At 52.9% G+C, this 20,508-nt stretch carries 20 protein-coding genes; 15 read left to right on the top strand and 5 right to left on the bottom strand.

Annotated elements, in window-relative coordinates; genetic code table 11:
• Positions 1–305 precede the first annotated feature (305 nt).
• The 3 genes from DXU84_RS21870 to DXU84_RS21860 are packed head-to-tail and all read left to right on the top strand — an operon-like array spanning position 306 to position 2,597.
• Positions 306–986 carry a nucleoside recognition domain-containing protein gene (locus tag DXU84_RS21870; protein ID WP_015689416.1) on the top strand — a complete coding sequence of 227 codons (681 nt, stop codon included), beginning with the start codon at positions 306–308 and terminating at the stop codon, positions 984–986.
• Positions 979–1,446, top strand: coding sequence for a YjiG family protein (locus tag DXU84_RS21865; RefSeq protein WP_013574121.1), 468 nt, complete (start codon positions 979–981; stop codon positions 1,444–1,446). Before DXU84_RS21870 ends, DXU84_RS21865 begins: the two co-directional genes overlap by 8 nt.
• 47 nt (positions 1,447–1,493) lie before the next feature.
• Positions 1,494–2,597 (top strand): amidohydrolase, encoded by a 1,104-nt coding sequence (locus tag DXU84_RS21860; RefSeq protein ID WP_013574122.1) that lies wholly within the window; start codon positions 1,494–1,496, stop codon positions 2,595–2,597.
• Positions 2,598–2,652: 55 nt separating this feature from the next.
• Here the strand turns inward: DXU84_RS21860 and DXU84_RS21855 are convergent, their stop codons facing one another.
• Complete coding sequence (locus DXU84_RS21855) at positions 2,653–3,129, bottom strand: Lrp/AsnC family transcriptional regulator (protein WP_153376649.1); 477 nt, start codon at positions 3,127–3,129, stop codon at positions 2,653–2,655.
• A gap of 132 nt (positions 3,130–3,261) precedes the next feature.
• Here DXU84_RS21855 and DXU84_RS21850 point away from each other — a divergent pair, with 132 nt between their 5' ends.
• Positions 3,262–3,678 carry a DUF2000 domain-containing protein gene (locus DXU84_RS21850; RefSeq protein WP_153376648.1) on the top strand — a complete coding sequence of 139 codons (417 nt, stop codon included), beginning with the start codon at positions 3,262–3,264 and terminating at the stop codon, positions 3,676–3,678.
• A gap of 75 nt (positions 3,679–3,753) precedes the next feature.
• Here the strand turns inward: DXU84_RS21850 and DXU84_RS21845 are convergent, their stop codons facing one another.
• The 4 genes from DXU84_RS21845 to DXU84_RS21830 form a co-directional block, all read right to left on the bottom strand.
• Entirely contained in the window at positions 3,754–4,938 is a 1,185-nt protein-coding gene (locus tag DXU84_RS21845; protein ID WP_131638650.1) for a sugar transporter, read from the bottom strand.
• 162 nt (positions 4,939–5,100) lie between these two features.
• A complete protein-coding gene (locus tag DXU84_RS21840; RefSeq protein WP_015689418.1) occupies positions 5,101–5,655 on the bottom strand; it encodes a GNAT family N-acetyltransferase in 555 nt (184 codons plus the stop codon).
• Between the two features lie 51 nt (positions 5,656–5,706).
• Complete coding sequence (locus DXU84_RS21835) at positions 5,707–6,252, bottom strand: D-alanyl-D-alanine carboxypeptidase family protein (protein WP_153376647.1); 546 nt, start codon at positions 6,250–6,252, stop codon at positions 5,707–5,709.
• Complete coding sequence (locus DXU84_RS21830) at positions 6,249–7,079, bottom strand: gamma-glutamyl-gamma-aminobutyrate hydrolase family protein (RefSeq protein WP_037035205.1); 831 nt, start codon at positions 7,077–7,079, stop codon at positions 6,249–6,251. The genes DXU84_RS21835 and DXU84_RS21830 overlap by 4 nt, the downstream gene beginning before the upstream one ends.
• A gap of 471 nt (positions 7,080–7,550) precedes the next feature.
• On the opposite strand from DXU84_RS21830, the gene DXU84_RS21825 reads away from it, so the two are divergent.
• The 11 genes from DXU84_RS21825 to DXU84_RS21775 all read left to right on the top strand — a co-directional run bounded on the left by DXU84_RS21825 (position 7,551) and on the right by DXU84_RS21775 (position 20,450).
• On the top strand, positions 7,551–8,894 hold the full coding sequence (locus DXU84_RS21825; protein ID WP_134706620.1) for an MdtA/MuxA family multidrug efflux RND transporter periplasmic adaptor subunit: 1,344 nt from the start codon (positions 7,551–7,553) through the stop codon (positions 8,892–8,894).
• Positions 8,891–12,091, top strand: coding sequence for an efflux RND transporter permease subunit (locus DXU84_RS21820; RefSeq protein WP_153376646.1), 3,201 nt, complete (start codon positions 8,891–8,893; stop codon positions 12,089–12,091). Before DXU84_RS21825 ends, DXU84_RS21820 begins: the two co-directional genes overlap by 4 nt.
• Complete coding sequence (locus DXU84_RS21815) at positions 12,092–15,217, top strand: efflux RND transporter permease subunit (protein ID WP_153376645.1); 3,126 nt, start codon at positions 12,092–12,094, stop codon at positions 15,215–15,217. It abuts the gene before it with no gap.
• Entirely contained in the window at positions 15,210–16,658 is a 1,449-nt protein-coding gene (locus DXU84_RS21810) for an efflux transporter outer membrane subunit (RefSeq protein ID WP_153376644.1), read from the top strand. Before DXU84_RS21815 ends, DXU84_RS21810 begins: the two co-directional genes overlap by 8 nt.
• Before the next feature lie 610 nt (positions 16,659–17,268).
• Positions 17,269–17,754 carry an Hcp family type VI secretion system effector gene (locus DXU84_RS21805; protein ID WP_131638653.1) on the top strand — a complete coding sequence of 162 codons (486 nt, stop codon included), beginning with the start codon at positions 17,269–17,271 and terminating at the stop codon, positions 17,752–17,754.
• Positions 17,755–17,756: 2 nt separating this feature from the next.
• Positions 17,757–18,173, top strand: a complete 417-nt coding sequence (locus tag DXU84_RS21800) for a polymorphic toxin type 44 domain-containing protein (protein ID WP_131638654.1) — start codon at positions 17,757–17,759, stop codon at positions 18,171–18,173.
• Positions 18,151–18,552 carry a hypothetical protein gene (locus DXU84_RS21795; protein ID WP_131638655.1) on the top strand — a complete coding sequence of 134 codons (402 nt, stop codon included), beginning with the start codon at positions 18,151–18,153 and terminating at the stop codon, positions 18,550–18,552. Before DXU84_RS21800 ends, DXU84_RS21795 begins: the two co-directional genes overlap by 23 nt.
• Before the next feature lie 254 nt (positions 18,553–18,806).
• Positions 18,807–19,175 (top strand): endonuclease domain-containing protein, encoded by a 369-nt coding sequence (locus DXU84_RS21790; RefSeq protein WP_126124634.1) that lies wholly within the window; start codon positions 18,807–18,809, stop codon positions 19,173–19,175.
• 310 nt (positions 19,176–19,485) lie between these two features.
• Positions 19,486–19,755 carry a helix-turn-helix transcriptional regulator gene (locus tag DXU84_RS21785; protein WP_047607556.1) on the top strand — a complete coding sequence of 90 codons (270 nt, stop codon included), beginning with the start codon at positions 19,486–19,488 and terminating at the stop codon, positions 19,753–19,755.
• 167 nt (positions 19,756–19,922) lie between these two features.
• Entirely contained in the window at positions 19,923–20,180 is a 258-nt protein-coding gene (locus tag DXU84_RS21780; protein ID WP_013574135.1) for a type II toxin-antitoxin system RelB/DinJ family antitoxin, read from the top strand.
• 3 nt (positions 20,181–20,183) lie between these two features.
• Entirely contained in the window at positions 20,184–20,450 is a 267-nt protein-coding gene (locus tag DXU84_RS21775; RefSeq protein ID WP_013574136.1) for a type II toxin-antitoxin system YafQ family toxin, read from the top strand.
• Positions 20,451–20,508 lie beyond the last annotated feature (58 nt).

Raw genomic sequence — 20,508 nt, 5'->3', positions numbered from 1 at the left:
CAAAATGGTGCAATGAATTCCCGGTTATTTCATCGCGATTGAATGATTTTATTAAAAAGCCTTTATTACGATGAGGGCTATTTTTCGTTTTTATTTTTTATCTGTTTTTTAACTATTTTTACTGTTTATTAAAAAGTGAAAGTTGGCACGTTTCCTGCTCTCTTGTCTGTGGTTAAAAATAAAAATGAGCAGAAATCAGGTGCTGAATGAATAACCTGTTTTCTCACATGACATTCATTGAAAACTGACAGGAATTGTATTCCTGATTTTTTATTGCAGACAGATACCAGAGAAGGAACGTTAGTATGAGTGACACACGAATATCAGAACAGAGAGCCACCCCTGAGGTGGACGAGTGGAAAGTCGGTAAGGGGGCATACGTGTCGCTTATTGTCGTTATCCTGCTGTTTTCTGGTGCATTTTTAAAGGTGGATGGCATGGCGTGGCTGGGAGCCTTTGACTTCACCACGCTGGGCGGTTCGTTCGGTACCATGAAAGGTGAAACCAGCACGTTTGTCGGGGCGGGCGGTGTCAGTGCGAAAGCCGGTTTCCTTTTTGCCTTATCTCTGGTGCCGACGGTCATGCTGGCACTGGGATTATTAGAAATATTTACGCACTACGGGGCAATCCGGGCTGCACATAAATTATTAACACCACTGCTTAAGCCGATATTAGGCATTCCCGGCCACACCGGTCTGGCATTAATTACCGATTTGCAAAGCACTGATGCCGGTGCTGCATTAAGTAAAGAGCTTTACGATAATAAACAGGTCACAAAGAAAGATGTAGTGATCATGGGTGCATGGCAATATTCCGGTGCCGGTCTGATCAACAACTATTTCTCCATCGGTTCCGCTATGTTTGCATCATTAACCATGCCGGTGATTATTCCGCTGGTGGTGATGTTCGTGATGAAATTTGTCGGCGCGGTATTTGTCCGCTTTGTGTTGAACACCGTTTATAAAAGAGATTTTGAAAATGAGTAATGCCACCCGAGTTTCCTCAAACCCGTTCGATATTTTCGTGGTCGGTGCCCGTAAAGGCTTCAATATTGCTATCAATAATCTGATGCCTAACGTGGTAATGGCTTACGTCATTTCAGAAATGCTCAATCTGCTCGGCGTAATGACGTTGGTGGGGCACATTTTCGCGCCGCTCATGGGGTTGCTGGGATTGCCAGGTGAAGCCGTTACCGTGCTGCTCACATCATGGCTATCGTCTTCGGCGGGTACGGGTGTAGCTATCAGTTTGCTGACCAAAGGCACGCTGGATATGACGCAGATTACCATCCTGGCACCGGCAATTTTCCTGATGGGTTCTCAGTTGCAATACATGGGACGCCTGCTTGGCGTGGCGGATGTGCCGAAAAAATACTGGCCTCTGCTGATGCTGACCAGCGTACTGAACGCCATTATTTCGATGATCCTGATGCGAATTTTTGCCTGATTTTCGATTGCACTGTTTTGAAAATGAATTTACCGGAGTCTTTACCCGTGTCGAAAGCTATTGAACATTATCAACATTTACATCTCATCCCTGAACTGGGTTTTACCGAATTTAAAACATCGGCTTATATCGCGCAGGCGCTTGAAGATGCGGGGTTTAACGTCACGCGTCATGTGAACGGCACCACAGGAATTATCGCTGAAATCGACAGCGGCAAGCCCGGTCCGGTCATGGCGTTGCGTGCCGATATGGATGCACTCGGCCATATCATTGATGGCGAGCTGGTGGCGCGCCATACCTGCGGCCACGATGGTCACTCCTCTGTCGTGCTCGCAGCGGCGCAGGAAATCATGAAAGAAGGCATGGTTAAAAAAGGCCGCCTGAAAATTTTGTTTCAGCCCGCTGAAGAGCTGGGCACCGGCGCCCTGGCCATGGTGGAAGGGGGCGCCATTGATGATGTGGATATGCTGCTGGGGTTCCATGTGCGGCCACTTGAAGAATGCCCGATGGGGCAGGCGGTGCCCGCAATGTATTACTCTGCCTGTGCGACGGTGGAGGCGATTATCACCGGTGTTCCTTCTCACGCGGCGCGCCCGCACCTGGGCATTAACGCGCTGGATGCCGCCGTGGCGGCGGTTCAGGCAGTGAATACTATTCATCTGGCACCGAGCCTGACATACAGCGTGAAAGCCACCCGTTTCCTGTGCGATGCGGGTGTGACCAATTCTGTGCCAGCGGAAGCCCGCGTGTGCTGGGATTTGCGTTCGCAGCACAATGAACCGATGGATGAACTGAAAGCAAAGGTGATTCGTGCGATTGAGCACAGCGTGGCGGCGCTGGGTGCCACCGCGGAAATTCATGTGATGAAAGAGATGCCTGCGGCAGAAGTCGACAGTGACGTGACCGCGATTATCGCGGAATCTGTTACAGAAGTTTTAGGTGCAGAGGGCCTGACTGAACCGAAATTTACACCGGGCAGTGAAGATTTCTTCCACTATTCACGCCAGCGTCCGGCCATTAAAACCGGGTTCTGGGGACTGGGCGCGAATCTCACGCCCGGGCTGCATCATCCTGATATGCGCTTTGATCTCGACGCTTTGGACATTGGTGTCAGGGTATTTAAAGGCTGCGTGAAAAGAGTGCTGGGATAAGCATTACGGCGCGTCATTGTTTTAAAAATATGCCCGGCTTTTGTCGGGCATTGCCTTACATTCCCTCCAGCGGCAGCACATCCAGCGGTTTCACTTCCCTGAGCACAAACGAGGTTTGCATCTCTTTGATGCCCGGCAGACGACGCACCACTTCCATCGCGAAACTGGAAAAACTGTCGAGATCTTTAGCGACCACCTGCAACAGAAAATCCGCATCGCCGGCAATCGCGTAACAGGCAATCACCGAAGGCAGCGCCCCCACTTCCTGCTCGAAACGTTGCGCATCTTCCTCGCTGTGACTGTCGATTTTCACCCGGATAAACGCCAGCAACCCCAGCCCGATTTTTTTCCTGTCGATGTTCGCCTGATAACCGGTGATTACGCCGCTGTCTTCCAGCTGTTTCATGCGCCGCCAGCAGGGAGAAGCGGCCATGCCCACTTTTTCCGCCAGCTCCTGATTGGTCATTCTGCCCGAACCCTGAAGTTGTTTGAGAATGCGAAGGTCTGCCGGTGAAATTTCAGATATGGACATAATCTGCCTTTTAAATGTGATTTTAAGAAAGAGATAACCAGATTAGGGCATTTTACGGCGGGAAAAGAAAGCACCTTTCAGCGGCCAGGCGCTATCATTTTTGTCATCAATAATGATGAAAAGGGCGCAAAAATGGCAGATAAACTGCGGGTGGCAATTATTCTCAATCCCGAACTTCCGCCGGGATTACTGGCGAACACGGCAGGCGTAATTGGCATCGGATTAGCGGCAAAATTCCCGATGCTGGCGGGCAGTTCGCTGACTGACGCAAAGGGTGTCACGACCGATACTATCTCTAAAACTCCGCTGCCCATTCTGCAGGCCACGCCCGATCACATTAAGGCGCTGATGTTTAAAGCACTGGACGCAGCAGGCGAGCGCAGCGTGGTGCCGTTCCCGGCATTTGCGCGCACGATGCATCAGTTTGAGCAATACGAGATGATGTTCCCGTTGCGGGATTTATACGATGAAGTGATCGACGGTGTCGGGCTGGTGGGGCCGGAAAAGTGGATTAAATCGCTGACGGGAAACCTGAAATTATTGCGCTAATGTGTTGAAGATACAGATATAAAAAAGACCGAATACAGGAATGGTATTCGGTCTGAGTTTTGCGCTAATCCGTATTCAGCTCGTCGCTTTCAGTTGCGGATAGCGTTTGAAAATCGTCAGACACCAGACGAACGCAATGCAGCCGATCAGGCCACCGGCGTAGCCGATGTTGCTCATTTCCAGATGCAGACTTACCTGATTACCGATCAGCGCGCCGGCACCGATACCGATGTTATAAATACCGGAAAGCAGCGCCATTGACACGTCGGTGGCGTCGGTCGCCAGCGCCAGCACGCGCACCTGCATTGCCAGGCCGATAATCATCATCGCCAGTCCCCAGATAATACACAGCACTGAAATCGCGACCGGATTCATCACCGCCACAAACAACAGGAGCATGCTAAGCGTGACCAGCAGGATCGGGCCGCTGAGCATGGCTGCCGGGAAACGGTTGCCAAGCAAACTGAACGCAATGCTGCCGAGAATACCCGCGCCGCCGAAAATCAGCAGCAGGAAAGTGGTGAAGTTTTCACCCATGTTGGCAACGCTCTGGATAAACGGTTCGATATAACTGTATGCAGTATAGTGAGCGGTCACTATCAGCGCAGTCAGGAGATACATACCGACCAGCGCCGGACGGCGGAACAACATCGGCACGCTTTTCAGTGAACCGGTATGTTCACTTGGCAGCGGCGGCAGCAGTTTAATCAGACAAATCAGTGTGATCAGCGCAACGATGCCGATGCTCATAAAGGTGGTTCGCCAGCCAAGATACTGACCGATAAGACGACCCAGCGGCAAGCCGAGCACCATTGCCAGTGCGGTGCCGGTCGCTAACATACTGAGTGCCTGTGTTTTTTTACCGGCCGGTGCCACACGGATCGCCAGTGAGGCGGTGATCGACCAGAAAATGGCGTGGGCGAGGGCGATACCGACGCGCGAGGCCACCAGACTCCAGAAATCCCAGGCGACGACAGATAACGCATGGCTGGCGATAAACAGGCAAAAGATGATGATCAGCAGGCGCTTTCGTTCAACGTTGCGGGTCAGCAGCATCAGCGGCAGCGACATCAGCGCGACCACCCACGCGTAAATGGTCAGCATCAGGCCGACCTGTGCTGTCTGCATATTGAAACTGGCGGCGATGTCGGAGAGTAATCCGACGGGCACAAATTCAGTGGTATTGAAGATGAATGCGGCAATAGCCATCATCACAACGCGAAGCCATGCTGTCCTGCGCGAAACGGTATCTGATTGCATTGAAATTTATGACTTATAAGAAGATGTTGAAATCAGGCATCTGTCTGCCAGATGCCTGTTGAACGCATAGTGTGTTTTATTTGTTCGAAAAATGAAACAGAAAATTGGCCTATCAGATAAATCTTCAGGCGACAATTTTAGTGATGGTAACTGTGATGTTCCTCACGCATTGTCGTGAGGATTGATCAGGGAAGTCAGTACGTGATCCTGCCAGCAACCGGCAATTTTCAGATATGACTTCGCATACCCTTCGCGTTCAAAGCCCAGACGCAGTAGTACGCGCTCACTTTTATGATTGTCCGGAATATAGCTGGCCATAATGCGGTGCAGACCCTGCTCGCGAAACAGGTAATCAATGGCGGTTGCCAGCGACCGATGCATCAGTCCTTTTCCCTGCTGGTTTTCCGCGACCGAATATCCCAGATGGCAGGCCTGAAAGGGGCCGCGGGCGATGCCGGTAAAATTGCAGGCACCGAGCATGTCACCGGTTTCACGGCTGATGATGCCAAACTGGAATGCCGTACCGCAGGCTGCTTCATCAAAAGCATTGCTCAGACGGACCCGCAGGGTTTCAGGCGCGTAAAAGTCCGCTGGCCGTAAAGGCTCCCACGGCGCGAGATGCGCGGCGTTATCGCGAAAATAAGCATGAACGACAGCCGTGTCTTCCGGCCCCAAAATTTTAAGGTAAAAATCAGCGTTCGTGACGGCGAGTTCCATGGTGGTCCCTTAAAGCCTGTAGCGGAGAGGGCGGTAAGTGTAGAGGATTCATCAGGAATTGGAATGCCAGCACCAGTGCCACGGTTCATAAATGAATCCCCAGGGATTGTTCAGCGGGAATGACATCACAAAACCGAATCCGGCGGCGTGGGTTTGCAGCCACTGAAAAGCTTCTGTTTCACCAAAAACGCCGGTCACTTCGTCGCAGCCGGGCGTATTGATATCCACGGCGCAGCCGGTGTGATGCTCGCTGCATCCGGGCGGCGCCAGCGAGGTAAAGAAATCTTCCGGGGCGATGCCTGCCAGTTGTTTGGCGCGGATTAAATCAGCCTGATAATTCAGGCTGCGGTAGGCGGAAACCAGATAAATCCCCACGCCGTCAGTAGCCGCCTTTTGTCTCATGGTATGCCAGGCGGCAGAGGCGGGGGCGGTCAGACGGTATATTTTACCGCTTTCGGCATCCGTTTCCGCCTCCACCAGTAAGTGCTCACTTACTTCTTCAAAATACGGCAGCGTGCGATGTGCGATAACCGCCGGGTCGATATGCAGTTCCCGCAGTATCTGCTCCGTTTGCGATTTCAGTGCCGCCGGGTTCATGCCGGTTCGTCTCCCGCACGGCCGATCACATCATTCATGGCTTCGGTCATCGCCTTACCTGCTGAGCGCATCGACTGCTGATAGCGCGAAGCGGCAACAACAAATGCATTAAGAAGCTGAGTATCCTGCGCATGTTGCTGATATTCAGGGTGCCATTGCACGCCAAGACAGAAATCATAGCCTTCACATTCAATGCCTTCGATCACGCCGTCGGGTGCGTAAGCATTGACGATACAGCCGGGGCCGACGGATTTCACTGCCTGATGGTGTGAGCTGTTCACGACGTAATGGTCACGATCTACGCAGCGGCTGAGCAGTGAACCTTCAACAATTTCTACCGGGTGACGCGCGCGTTTTTTGCCGCCCGCGTTTTCGGTGTCAACAGTCGTGCTGTGCTCCAGGGCATCGGGCAGCGCATCGGGAATATGCTGATGCAGCGTGCCGCCGGTTAATACGGCAAGCAGTTGCTGGCCACCGCAAATCCCGAGCAGCGGCATATTGCGCTGCATGGCACCTTTAACAATGGCTTTTTCAAATTCGGTGCGGGCGGGTTTCAGGCGAACCTGATCACTGGTTTGTTGCTCATTAAACAGTTCAGGCGGTACATCAAACGCCCCGCCGGTCACGACAATGCCGTCGCACAGCGCCAGATATTCATCGGCAAGCGCCGCGTGATGTGGCAACGCCAGCGGAACGGCACCCAGTTCCGCCAGGCTGTTCATATAGTTCTGACGTAAGGCGTACCAGGGATAATCGGCATAACCACCGGCTTCCTCGCTGTCGAGCGTTACCCCAATGACTGGTCTGGATTGAAATTTTGTCTGCATTCGCCTGAGTCCCTGCATGGAAATGAAAAACAATCAGAAATTTCACCATATCAAGCCGTGGTCGGCGCAAACAATATAAATTATCTATAGGTCATATTTTCAGGATTTAGCTCTGGTTTTCTCACCTGTTCGGGTGGGATCTCAGTGCATTTTCCGCACTAACTCCGCGTTTTCCTGACAAAATTCCGGTCTTCGTTGACACTTCCTGATGCTTTTTTGTTGCGGTCTTCAATATTCATTCTCATTTAGTGATTAACATTAGATGCCTCGAAAGGATAAATTAGCGGGTATAATTCATCCTGCTGATAGAAATAGAAATTCTTAATTGCTAACGAAATCTTTACGTTGTCCTAAAAACAGACACCCGCACTTTTCGGGGATAATGGTTTTTTGACTGATATTGAAAATCTCTGGTTGAAGGTCATTTTTCAGCTGTTTTCTCCTCATTAATACTGCGAAACCAAGAAATTTATGCTGCCGACTGCCTCGTCTCGTTCCAAAAAACGCACATTCGTGTGGGTTATTGTCGCCATTATCGTTGCCGCGATCCTGGTCTGGTTTTTTGCTTTCCACCAAAGTGCCTCTGATCCCTCTGCCCATAAAAAACCGGGCCGTGGCGGCATGCGCGCAATGCGCGGCCAGATGATGGCAGGAATGGCAACGCCGGTGCAGGCAGGAAAGGCCGCACAGGCCGATGTGCCGGTGTATCTGCGTGCGCTGGGCACGGTGGTGGCGAACGCGACGGTGACGGTGACCAGCCGTGTCGATGGTCAGCTGATGAAGGTGTATTTCACCGAAGGGCAGAAAGTGGAGCAGGGTCAGTTGCTGGCGCAGATTGATCCGCGCAGTTATCAGGCCACGCTGGAACAGTATCAGGGCGATTTAGCGCAGAATCAGGCGCTGTCGAAAAGTGCTGAACTGACGCTGGCACGTTACCGCAAACTGTATGCACAGGATTCCCTGGCACGTCAGGATCTGGAAAGCCAGATTGCGACCGCCGGTCAGTACGCGGGAGCAGTGAAAGCCGATCTGGCGCAAATCGCCGCCGCTAAGCTGAACCTTGAGTACGCTAAAATCACCGCGCCGGTCAGCGGCCACGTCGGCCTGCGTCTGGTGGATCCGGGCAACATGGTCACCAGCAGTTCGACCACCGGCATCGTCACCATTACCCAGACTCAGCCGATTGCCGTGACCTTCAGCGTGCCGCAAAGCAATTTGCAAACCCTGCTCAAAGCCCTGCGCGGCGGCAATCAGTTGCCAACCACGGCTTTTGACCAGAGCGGCAGCGAAGTGCTCGGACAGGGCAAACTGCAATTTATCAGCAACGAAATTGACACCAGTACCGGCAGTATCAAGCTGAAAGCGTTGTTTGATAATGACGATGAAAAACTCTATCCGAATCAGTTTGTGAATGCCCGCTTACAGGTCGCGACGCTGAAAGATGCCACGGTGATCCCGGCGGCGGCATTGCAGCTGAGCAGCGACGGCGACTTTGTGTATGTGGTGAAAGCCGACAGCACCATTGAGCGTCGCAGCGTGAAGTCCGGCCCGGATTTTGGTGATGACCAGGTGGCGATTTTGTCCGGCGTGAAGCCGGGCGAGCAGGTGGTCACCACCGGTATTGACCGTCTGAACAACGGCACTAAAGTCGAGATTGTCACACCGAATTCTGGTGAGGCTGCAGCAGCAGGTGGCTCTTCCAAAGAGCGTCAGCAGAGCGGCGGTGTGGATAAAGCCACCACCGGCGCGGATAGAACGGCCGTCGCGCCTGATGCACCCCCAACTACAGCCGGTAAAGACAGCGGGTCTAAATGAATCCTTCACGCCTCTTTATACTCCGGCCGGTCGCGACCATTCTGCTGATGGTCGCCGTGCTGTTGTCGGGGATTTTCGCCTACAACATGCTCTCGACCTCGGCGCTGCCGCAGGTCGATTACCCGACCATTCAGGTGACCACGCTGTATCCGGGCGCCAGTCCGGACGTGATGGCGTCGGGTATTACCGCGCCGCTTGAGCGTCAGCTCGGGCAGATGGCGGGGCTGAGTCAGATGTATTCCACCAGCGCCAGCGGCTCCTCCATTATTACGCTGAAATTCTCGCTGGATTTGTCCCTTGATGTGGCTGAGCAGGAAGTGCAGGCGGCGATCAATGCCGCTGACAGCCTGCTGCCCAGCGATTTACCCAATCCGCCGACTTACAAGAAGGTGAACCCGGCGGATGCCGCAGTGCTGACATTAGCCGCGACCTCTGAATCCCTGCCGCTGACCAAAGTGCAGGATCTGGTGAATACCCGCGTGGCGTTGAAACTGTCGCAGATTTCCGGCGTCGGTATGGTCACGCTGGCGGGCGGGCATCAGCCTGCGATCCGCGTGCAGGTGGATCCGCGCAAACTGGCGGCGCATAACCTCAGCATGGAAACCATCAACACGCTGATCGGCAACAGTAACGTCAACGGTTCCAAGGGGGGCTTTGACGGGCCGCACCACTCGATCACCATCGATGCCAATGACCAGCTACGCACCGCCGCTGAATACGGCAACCTGATTGTTAATTATGAAAACGGGGCGGCGCTGCGTTTGCGCGACGTCGCGACGCTCTCCGAAGCAGCGGAAAATCAGTACCTTTCTGCGTGGGCGAACAAACAACCGGCGATCATTATCAGCGTTCAGCGTCAGCCGGGCGCCAACGTGATTCAGGTGGTGGATGCCATCAAAGCACAACTGCCGAAATTGCAGGAAGCGCTGCCGGATTCGGTCAAAATCAGCGTGATTTCTGACCGTACCCAGACTATCCGTGCCTCGATCAGCGACGTTCAGTTTGAGCTGTTGCTGTCGATTGCGCTGGTGGTGATGGTCACCTTCCTGTTCCTGCGTAATGTCGCGGCGACGCTGATCCCAAGCGTGGCCGTACCGCTCTCGCTGGTTGGCACCTTTGGTGTGATGTACCTGTGCGGTTTCAGTCTTAACAACCTCTCGCTGATGGCGCTGACCATCGCCACCGGTTTTGTTATCGATGACGCCATCGTGGTGGTCGAAAACATTTCACGACGCCTCGAAGAGGGCGAAACACCGATGCAGGCGGCGCTGAAAGGTTCGCAGCAGATCGGATTCACCATTATTTCCCTGACCTTCTCGCTGATTGCGGTACTGATCCCGCTGCTGTTTATGGGCGATGTGGTCGGGCGTCTGTTCCGCGAATTCGCCATTACCCTGGCCGTGTCGATTCTGGTATCGATGGTGGTGTCGCTGACCCTGACACCGATGTTGTGCGCCTATTTGCTGCGTCACACGCCGGAAGAAAAACAGAGCAAGTTTTACCGTAAAGGCGGTGAGTTTTTTGACAAAATGATCGCCGGTTACGATCGTATGCTGATCGTGGTACTGAACCATCAGAAGCTCACGCTGCTGGTCGCTGCCGCGACGTTAGTGTTCACCGCGTTGCTGTACGTGATTGTGCCAAAAGGCTTCTTCCCGTCGCAGGATACCGGCATGATCCAGGGGATCACCCAGGCCTCGCAGGATGTCTCCTTCAGCGAGATGGGGCGTCGTCAGCAATTGCTGACCGCCGCTATCCTCAATGATCCGGATGTGGAAAGCGTGTCGTCTACCATCGGCGTGGACGGTAATAACACCAGTCTGAACAGCGGACGTTTGCAGATCAGCCTGAAATCCTTTGATGAACGCAGCGAACGTGCACCGGCGATCATTGAACGCCTGAAGCAGGAGACCGCAGGCGTGCCGGGCATTGAGCTTTATATGCAGGCTTCGCAGGATCTGACGGTGGACGATCAGGTCACGCCAAGCCAGTACCAGTTCACGCTGGATGATGCCGACAGCGAAAATCTGGTGCAATGGACACCGAAGCTGATTGAGAAACTCAGTGCATTGCCGGAGTTCAGCGAAGTGGTCAGCAACCTGCAAAATCAGGGGCAGATCGCCTATGTGGAGCTCGATCGCGACGCTGCCGCACGCTACGGTATTACGGCGTCTGACGTCGATACCGCGCTGTACAACGCGTTCGGCCAGCGGCTGGTTTCCACCATCTTTACCCAGGCGAACCAGTACCGCGTCGTGCTGGAAGTGGCCCCGCAGTTCCAGCAGTCACCGGCTTCTTTTGACGATGTCTATCTGGCGACCAACAACAGCACCTCAACATCCGGCACGGTGGCGACCACCACCAGCACCACGTCTTCTTCGACATCGGACAGCGGCACCTCGACCACCACCACCAATGCCGGGGCGACCAATGGCATGGTCAAACTGACGTCGATTGCCAAAATCCACATGCGCACCGGCGCATTGTTGCAGGCGCGCCTCAATCAGTTCCCTGCGGTCACCGTCTCCTTTAACCTCAAAGACGGTTATTCGCTGGAGCAGGCGCAGCAGGCGATCAAAACCACGGTGGCTGATATCGCCATGCCGGACAGCATCACTTTGCGCTATCAGGGTGCGGCGGCGTCATTTGAAAGTGCCACCGGCAACACGCTGTGGCTGATCCTCGCCGCACTGCTGACCATGTATGTCGTGCTCGGTATTCTGTACGAAAGCTTTATCCATCCGGTGACCATTCTTTCCACGCTGCCGTCGGCGGCGGTCGGTGCGTTGCTGTCGCTGATCTTTGCCGGTACGGAATTCAGTCTGATCGCACTGATCGGGGTGATCCTGTTGATCGGCATCGTGAAAAAGAACGCCATTATGATGATCGACTTTGCACTGGATGCGGAAAACAAACAGGGATTATCGCCGCGTGAGGCGATTCACCAGGCGTGTTTACTGCGTTTTCGTCCGATCATGATGACCACCATGGCCGCGCTGCTAGGGGCGTTGCCGCTGATGCTGGCGAGCGGATCCGGCGCGGAACTGCGTCAGCCGCTGGGGCTGGTGATCGTCGGCGGTCTGATCTTCAGTCAGGTTCTGACGCTGTTCTCCACGCCGGTGATCTACCTGATGTTTGACCGGCTTTCTCACCGCCTTAATCCACGTCACCGGCGTGCAGCGAAGCAGGCGGAATAAATGAACATTTCGCGTTTCTTCATCTTCCGCCCGGTCGCGACATTGCTGCTGACCATGGCGATACTCCTGCTGGGTTTGCTCGGGTATCGCCTGCTGCCGGTGGCACCGCTGCCGCAGGTCGATTTTCCGACCATTCTGGTCAGTGCCAGTCTGCCGGGTGCCAGCCCTGAAACCATGGCGGCGACGGTGGCGACGCCGCTGGAAAGGGCGCTCGGGCAAATCGCCGGTGTGACGGAAATGACCTCGCGCAGTTCGCAGAGTTCGACCAGTGTCATTTTGCAATTCGATCTCGATCGCGACATCAACGGCGCGGCGCGTGACGTGCAGGCGGCGATTAACGCCTCCCGTGCGTTACTGCCCAGCAGCATGCCGTCGCTGCCGACCTACCGCAAAGCCAACCCGTCGGATGCGCCGATCATCATGCTGGCGCTGACCTCGGCCACGCGCAGTAAAGGTGAGTTGTACGATATTGCCTCGAGCCAGTTGCAACAGAAAATCGCACAGGTTAACGGCGTCGGGCAGGTTTCTCTGGTGGGGTCCGCGCTGCCGGGTGTGCGTATTGATTTACGCCCTGAAGCCGTCACCTCTTACGGGATTTCCCTCGACACCATTCGTGCTGCGATTGCCGACAGCACCAGCAACCTGCCGAAAGGTTTGCTGCAAGGGTCGGATCAGTCGTGGATGATTGAAGGCAACGGCCAGCAAAGTACCGCCGCGCAGTACAAAACGCTGATTGTCACCTACATCAACGGTTCGGCCATCCGCCTCAGCGATATCGCCAATGTGTATGATTCCGTCGAAGACAAATACAACGTCGGGTATTACAACAGCACGCCGTCGGTGATGATTGGTGTAACGCGCCAGGCTGGCGCGAACATGCTGGAAACCATTCAGGCGATCAAAGCCGCGCTGCCGCTGATGAAAGAAAGTCTGCCGGGCGATGTGCAACTGAACCTGGCTCTGGATCGTTCGCCTAACGTTTCCGCTTCCCTGCGTGATACGGAAATGACCCTGCTGGAAGCCACGCTGCTGGTGATCGCGGTGGTCTTTGTGTTCCTGCGTAACTGGAATGCTGTGCTGATCCCCGCCGTGGCGCTACCGGTGTCACTGATCGGGACCTGCGCGGTGATGTATCTGCTTGGCTACAGTCTGGATAACCTCTCGATGATGGCGCTGATCATCTCCACCGGTTTCGTGGTTGATGATGCCATTGTGGTGCTGGAGAACATTACGCGGCATATCGAAGAGGGAATGGGACCGGTGCGGGCGGCGCTGAAAGGCGCACAGGAAGTCAGCTTCACCGTGCTGTCGATGACGCTGTCGCTGATCGCCGTTTTCATTCCGATCCTGCTGATGGGCAGTATCGTCGGGCGTCTGTTCCGCGAATTTGCGGTGACGCTCAGTGTCTCGCTGATCATCTCGATGCTGGTGTCACTGAGCCTCACGCCGATGCTGTGCGCACGTTTCCTCAAACGTAAACCGCCGGTGGAAAAACGTCAGCCGCGCATCTACCGCATGATCGAGCATGGCCTTAACAAACTGCTGGCGGCCTATTCTGCCGCGCTCGGCTGGGTTATGCGCCATCAGCTGATCACGCTGGTCGGGTTGTTCCTCACCGTGATCCTCAATTTCTATCTTTATACCGTGGTGGAAAAAGGTTTCTTCCCGGATCAGGACACCGGCATGCTGATGGGCATGTTGCGTGCGGATCAGAACACGTCGTTTCAGTCGATCCAGCCGCAGGTGCTGAAATACAGCAAGATCATTCAGGACGATCCGGCGGTAGAAGCGGTGATGAGTTCGGCGGGCAGCGGCGGCTTTGGTTCACGTAATACCGCCACGTTCTTCGTGCGTCTGAAAGATTTCGACAAACGTACCTCGACCGCCAATCAGGTGGCGAACCGTCTGATGATGGCGACCGGCAAGGAGCCGGGCGCGCAGTTGTTCCTGATGGCGGCGCAGGATCTGCATATCGGCGGGCGCAGCGCCAACGCGCAGTATCAGTACAGTCTGCAATCTGACGATCTTTCGGTGCTGCGGGAATGGGCTCCGAAGGTGCAGAAAGCGCTGGCGAAACTGCCGCAACTGACCGGTGTGGATTCCGATGCACAAACCGGCGGTCAGGAGGTCATGCTCAATATCGACCGGGATCGTGCCATGCAACTGGGCGTCAACGTGAAGATGATTGACACGTTGCTCAACAATTCTTTCAGCCAGCGGCAGGTTGCCACGATCTATAAAACGCTGAACCAGTATCACGTGGTCATGAACCTGACGTCTGACTACACCAGCAATCCGGATGTCCTGCATCAGCTGTATGTCGTGACCGATTCTGGTAATCAGGTGCCGTTGTCGGCGTTTGCCACCTTCAGCGGCGCCAACGCACCGCTGTCGGTATCCCATCAGGGGCAGACAGCGACCACGACTATCGCGTTCAATCTCGCCGACGGCTATGCGCTGGAAGATGCGCAGGCTGCGCTGAAAACCGCCATGGCACAAATCGGCTTGCCGGATACCGTTCATGGCAGTTATGCGGGAACGGCGCAGGCGTTTGAAGCGCTGGCCAGTTCCATGCCGTGGCTGATCCTGGCCGCGCTGGCGGCGGTATATATCGTGCTCGGCGTGTTGTACGAAAGTTATATTCACCCGCTGACCATTCTTTCCACGCTGCCTTCCGCCGGTCTGGGGGCGCTGTTGCTGATGCTGATGACCAATACGCAACTGACGGTGATCGCGCTGATCGGGATCCTGCTGCTGATCGGCATCGTCAAAAAGAATGCGATCATGATGATCGACTTCGCGCTCGACGCCGAACGGCGGCTTGGTCTGACGCCACAACAGGCGATCACTCAGGCCTGTCTGATGCGTTTTCGTCCGATCCTGATGACCACGCTGGCGGCGTTCTTTGGTGCCCTGCCTCTGGCGATGGGCAGCGGGGGGGACGCGGATCTGCGCAGTCCGCTGGGTCTGGCAATTGCCGGCGGGCTGGCACTGAGCCAGATCCTGACGTTATTCACCACGCCGGTGGTTTACCTGTATATGGATCGCACCAGCCGCGCGACGCATCGTCTGTGGCAACGTCTGCGTCCTCACGCGACGCCGCCGGAGGCCAGTTCTCATGACTGATCACACTGAAACTCATTACCCTGAAGCGAATCTGATGACTCTGCAAAAAACACGTTCAATGGTGTTCCGTCTTGCTCCGCTGGCGTTGGCCTTACTGGTCAGCGCCTGTGCCGTCGGTCCTGATTACAAACGGCCGGATGTGACTATGCCAACGGCATTTAAAGAAGCCAAAGGCTGGACGGCCGCGATCCCGAAAGATAATCAGGCCAAAGGCGACTGGTGGGCGGTGTATCAGGATCCTGAGCTGTCGTCCCTGCTGACACAGGTGCAGATTTCCAACCAGAACGTTGCCCAGTACGCCGCGCAGTACCGCGAAGCCCAGGCACTGGTGACGCAGGCGCGTTCTGATTTGTATCCTTCCGTGGATGCCACCGTCGGCAGCACGCGCAGTGGCACCTCAACCTCCACCAGCAACAGCCAGTCCGCACAATTGAGTGCAAGCTGGGAACTGGACTTGTGGGGCAAACTGCGCCGCACGGCAGAAGAACAGGATGCCAGCGCGCAGGCCAGCAAGGCCGATCTGGCCGATGCGACGCTCAGCGCGCAATCCGAACTGGCGCAGGATTATTTCCAGTTGCGGGTGATGGATCAGCAAATCGCGTTGTATAAGCAAAGTATTGACGCCTATCAGCGTTATCTGACCGTGATTGAGAACCAGTATGCCGGTGGCAGTACCTCGCGTGGCACACTGGCGCAGGCACAGACTCAGCTGGAAAGTAGCAAAGCGTCGGCGCTGGATCTGCAATGGCAGCGCGCCCAGCTTGAGCACGCTATCGCCGTACTGATCGGCAAACCGCCAGCGCAGTTCAGCCTCGCCGCCCGCGACGTAAAACTGAACCTGCCTGCGATGCCGGATGCGATTCCGTCGCAACTGCTGCAGCGTCGTCCTGATATCGCCGCCGCTGAGCGCACCATGGCCTCTGCCAATGCGGCAGTCGGTGTCGCCACTGCCGCGTATTATCCCGATCTGACCTTAAGTGCCAGCGGCGGTTTTGCCAGCTCGGCCTTCCATAACCTGTTCTCGCTGCCAAACCGCGTCTGGTCTTTAGGCCCGGAGCTCAGCCAGACGGTACTGGATTTCGGTTCCACCCGTGGCAAAGTGGCACAAGCCGAAGCCGCGTATGACGCCGACGTCGCCAGTTATCGCCAGAGCGTGTTAACCGCGATGCAGGAAGTGGAAGATTATCTGGTTGAACTGCACACGCTGGACAGCGAACTGGTCGCCCGCCAGAACGCCGCCGATTCCGCCAAAGAATCCGCCCGCGTGACCTACAACCAGTATCAGGCGGGGATGATCGACTATCTCGACGTCGCGACCACCGAAAACACCAGCCTGACCCAGCAACAAAGCGTCCTGTCACTGCTCAGCACCCAGATGGTCACCAGCGTCAAGCTGATCGCCGCACTGGGCGGGGGATGGAACGGGGATGTGGGTAAGTAAGAGAGTTTGAATTATCTCTGCACGAAGGACACATAAAACGGTCTTTGGTGTAGAGAACATCATTCATTTTCAGTGCGATTGCTGCCATTCATCGTGGGTCGCCTCAACTACTTCATACATAGCGATTAACTTGCGGGGGAGCAATGATACTAGGTTGCCTGTTTCCGATATGCGATAAGACGTGCAATCACAACGATCAATTCAAGGGAGCCATTTAATATACCTGTACAGTTCCGAAAGCATTTAAAGTAGAGATGTTTTTTATTTGTGGATTATGTCCCTATTGAAAGTAATAAATAAATCACTCCTCGGAATAATAACTGCAAGATTATTTTTTGTTTTTAATGAGGTTATTAATAATGATAATAATTAATGATGGTCTGTGAATTTAGATTAACGTGGGGAATTATTGTTTTAATTAATTCGTTTGAGTTAATGCAAGTCTATTTATTCAAGGCGGATTAAAAATGTGAATATTGGTAGCCGGAGAATAAATTACCGCTCGTTAGTAATAAACTTCTGAAAATTTCGGTTTTCCAACTTAACTAATGGTATGCCAAGACATAGAGGCATAACGTAAAGCCTCTCTTTTTAAAATGGATTTATGAAAATGGCAATACCAGCTTACTTATGGCTTAAAGACGATGGCGGTGCACCAATTAAAGGTTCCGTTGATGTGAGGGATCGTGAAGGTAGTATCGAGGTGAATGGCTTCTCTCATAACCTGAGCCTTCCAACTGATGGGATGACAGGGGTAATTACAGGCACCCGTAAACATTCCGCAGTTCTGCTCCAGAAAGATTTTGATTCTTCATCACCTTATCTGTACAAGGCCGTGGCTACCGGACAAACACTAAAGTCAGCAGAGTTTAAGTGGTATAACATCAATGATGCAGGGCAAGAGGTTGAGTATTTCAACATTATGCTTGAGGACGTAAAAATTGTAGGTGTATCGCCAATTATGCATGACACTAAAGATCCGACGAAAGAAAAGCATAACCATCTTGAATGCATTGAACTGCGCTATGAAAAAATCACCTGGAAGCACTGCGATGGTAATTTGATGTTCTCAGACAGTTGGAAAGATAGAGCGTAATTATGAGATACCCTACATTAGCGGCCTCGCCTCATCCGCCCTATGATGTATCCTCATTTTCGCCACCAGGCGTAAACGTCATTAATAATATGATGCTCTCGAGATTTCATCACGGTCCATCAGCACTCACGTACCAGTGGTTTTATCAACAAGTCAGACTACATGGACCTTGGGATTATAAAACGCACGCAGGGAGGCAGTATGAGAACTTTGGAAATTTCCACTACGGTGCGGTGGGTACCGCAGCTGGAATAACTGAGCCTGTATTGTTACGGGCGGCGGGGTGGGCGCAATCTCGTTCGGGAAATGCGAAGGCAGAAGATGGAAAATGGCATGGCCCATCGCCCCATGGTGACGACCCACAAGATCAATTCTGGATAAAGCAGGGTATCGATTATGCAAAAAGAACGGGGTTTTAAAAAACGCTATGTTTTGGTGCCTGTACTTTTTGCGTTTATGTTAATCGCATGGGTCATTCACTTTCTCAAATTTCCGGTAGAGCAGGAGGTGTATAAGACGGTTAAAGTGAATAACCTGGTCACCTTATATATAACCCAGGCCAGCGCCGGAGCTATGACTTCATTCTCGTACCACTATTATTTGTATGATGCGACGAAAAGTGAGGCTGATTTTATGGCTCATATTGATGACCAAAGAGCGTTCATGGTCACCTCTGACAGCAAGGCAACGGCCACAGCCAACAATGATCATCTATATCTTCGCGTTCGGGGCGATATATTCTCATTCGATAATGGAAGCTATAAAGTCATTGTGCATCTGGACGCCGCGCCTTATTAAAATAAACACAGTGGGGCTTTGCCCCACTTCAGTTTTTCTCTAAAAAAACATCTTAATTTTTTAACTAATTTAATATAAATAATTAGCAAATGTGACGGTGGACGAAAATGAGGGAATATTAAAAAGATTGGAATAAAGGCCGCAGCAATGGTGTGAGAAAAATATTATCACCGCATTTGCAGATACTCTCAGTACGGCTCCTCCCCTGCGAAGCGGGAGGTTGGGTGGGGGTATTAAAGACAACTCGGTGTGACATGTTCAACGATTCAAAACAGAAAGAATTACGCAAGGATCTGCGGGGAAATCTTACTTATCCAGAGTTTGTTTTATGGCAGGCGGTCCGGTGTAAAGCGCTGGGTGTTAAATTTCGCCGTCAGCATGGGATTGGGCGCTATATCGTGGATTTTTACGCCGGTGAGGTGAGGCTGGTGGTTGAGCTGGATGGTGAAAGTCATTTCAGTGAGGAAGGAATGGCGGCGGATAAAATCAGAACTGACTTTCTGTGTGATTCAGGAATGAAAGTTATCCGGTTTACGAATCTTCAGGTTATGCAGGAATTACCTGAAGTTCTTGAGCATTTGCGATGCGAAATTGTACGACGGAAGACAATGTTAACCTTCTGATTTTATTTGTAATACCCCCTCCCAGCCTCCCCCTTCGCAGGGGGAGGAGTTAAAAGCTCGGTCGGCTCCCTCCCCTGCGAAGGGGAGGGCTGGGGTGGGGTATTAATGGTTACTCGGTGAAAAAATTCCCACCAAAATAATTTTTATCAGTATTTAGCTCAGTTAACTCATCAATATTACATTTCATCTTATCTATCAATGACCTGATCACTATTCATCTGGTTTTATCCCGTTTTGGGATAATTTTTCTCCCGGTTTACTCTTCCTGTGTAGACGTTTTGTTTACTCATAACTCAGGAAAGGATCCTCCATGAACAAAGCACAGAATCATACCGACTGGCATCAGGCAGACATCATTGCGGCATTGCGTAAACGGGGTACGACATTGGCGGCGGTATCGCGCAGTGCCGGGTTGAGCTCATCCACCTTATCGAATGCGCTGTCACGATCATGGCCGAAAGGGGAGAAGGTGATTGCACAGGCGCTGGAGGTGCATCCGAGCGTGATCTGGCCGAGCCGTTATTTTGATGCGCGGGGAGAGCTGGTAGTGAAAGTCATTCGGAATTCAGCTAAATCCTGAGTGATGATGAGCTTTTTTGGAAGCTTTGCCGCAGCGATGAAAGTACAGAGTTGCTGATAAAACAGTAATCTATATTCTGCACACTGCTCTGTAAGTGAATACATTTTGTTCAGTGGCTACATGAGGGCTACAATGTAGCTACACGACAAAATTGATCCGGAGGTTTTATGACTGACACTGTTGTCAGAGCTCGAGTAACTTCAGCGTCAAAGGCTGCTGCAATGGCAAACGCAAAGGCAATGGGGTTGGATCTTTCGACAATCATTCGAATGGTTGTAAATAGGTTGGCTGTGAATGCTGAGCTACCCGTCGATTTGTTGCAGCCTAATGCAAAAACACTTCAGGCCATTCGTGATATGGAAAATGGAATTGGTGTTGAAAGTGTCGCAACGATTGAGGAGTTGAAGCACGATCTGGGATGGTGATATGTGCTAAGGATTGTTTATCAGACAAGATTTAAAAAGGATGCGAAAAAATACAACAACGACAAACGAGCGCAGGGAGCTATTCTGGAGACATTATCCTTGTTGCAGACGGGTGAACCTTTACCTATTCGATATTGTGAACACCGGCTTTCAGGTGGTTATGCGGGATATATGGAATGCCATGGTGCGCCAGATCTTTTACTCATTTATCAGAGAAATGACGAAGAATTAAAATTGTACCGGGTAGGGAGTCATTCTGAATTATTCTGATATCAGATGAACCCTGCGAAAAACGCCGACTTCCGCCGGCGTTTCCATTCACTCAAAA

Origin of the sequence: Rahnella sp. RcJ3 (genome assembly GCF_009498575.1) — a bacterium.
Lineage (GTDB): Bacteria > Pseudomonadota > Gammaproteobacteria > Enterobacterales > Enterobacteriaceae > Rahnella > Rahnella aceris.
This window is presented reverse-complemented; position numbering and strand designations above follow the sequence as displayed.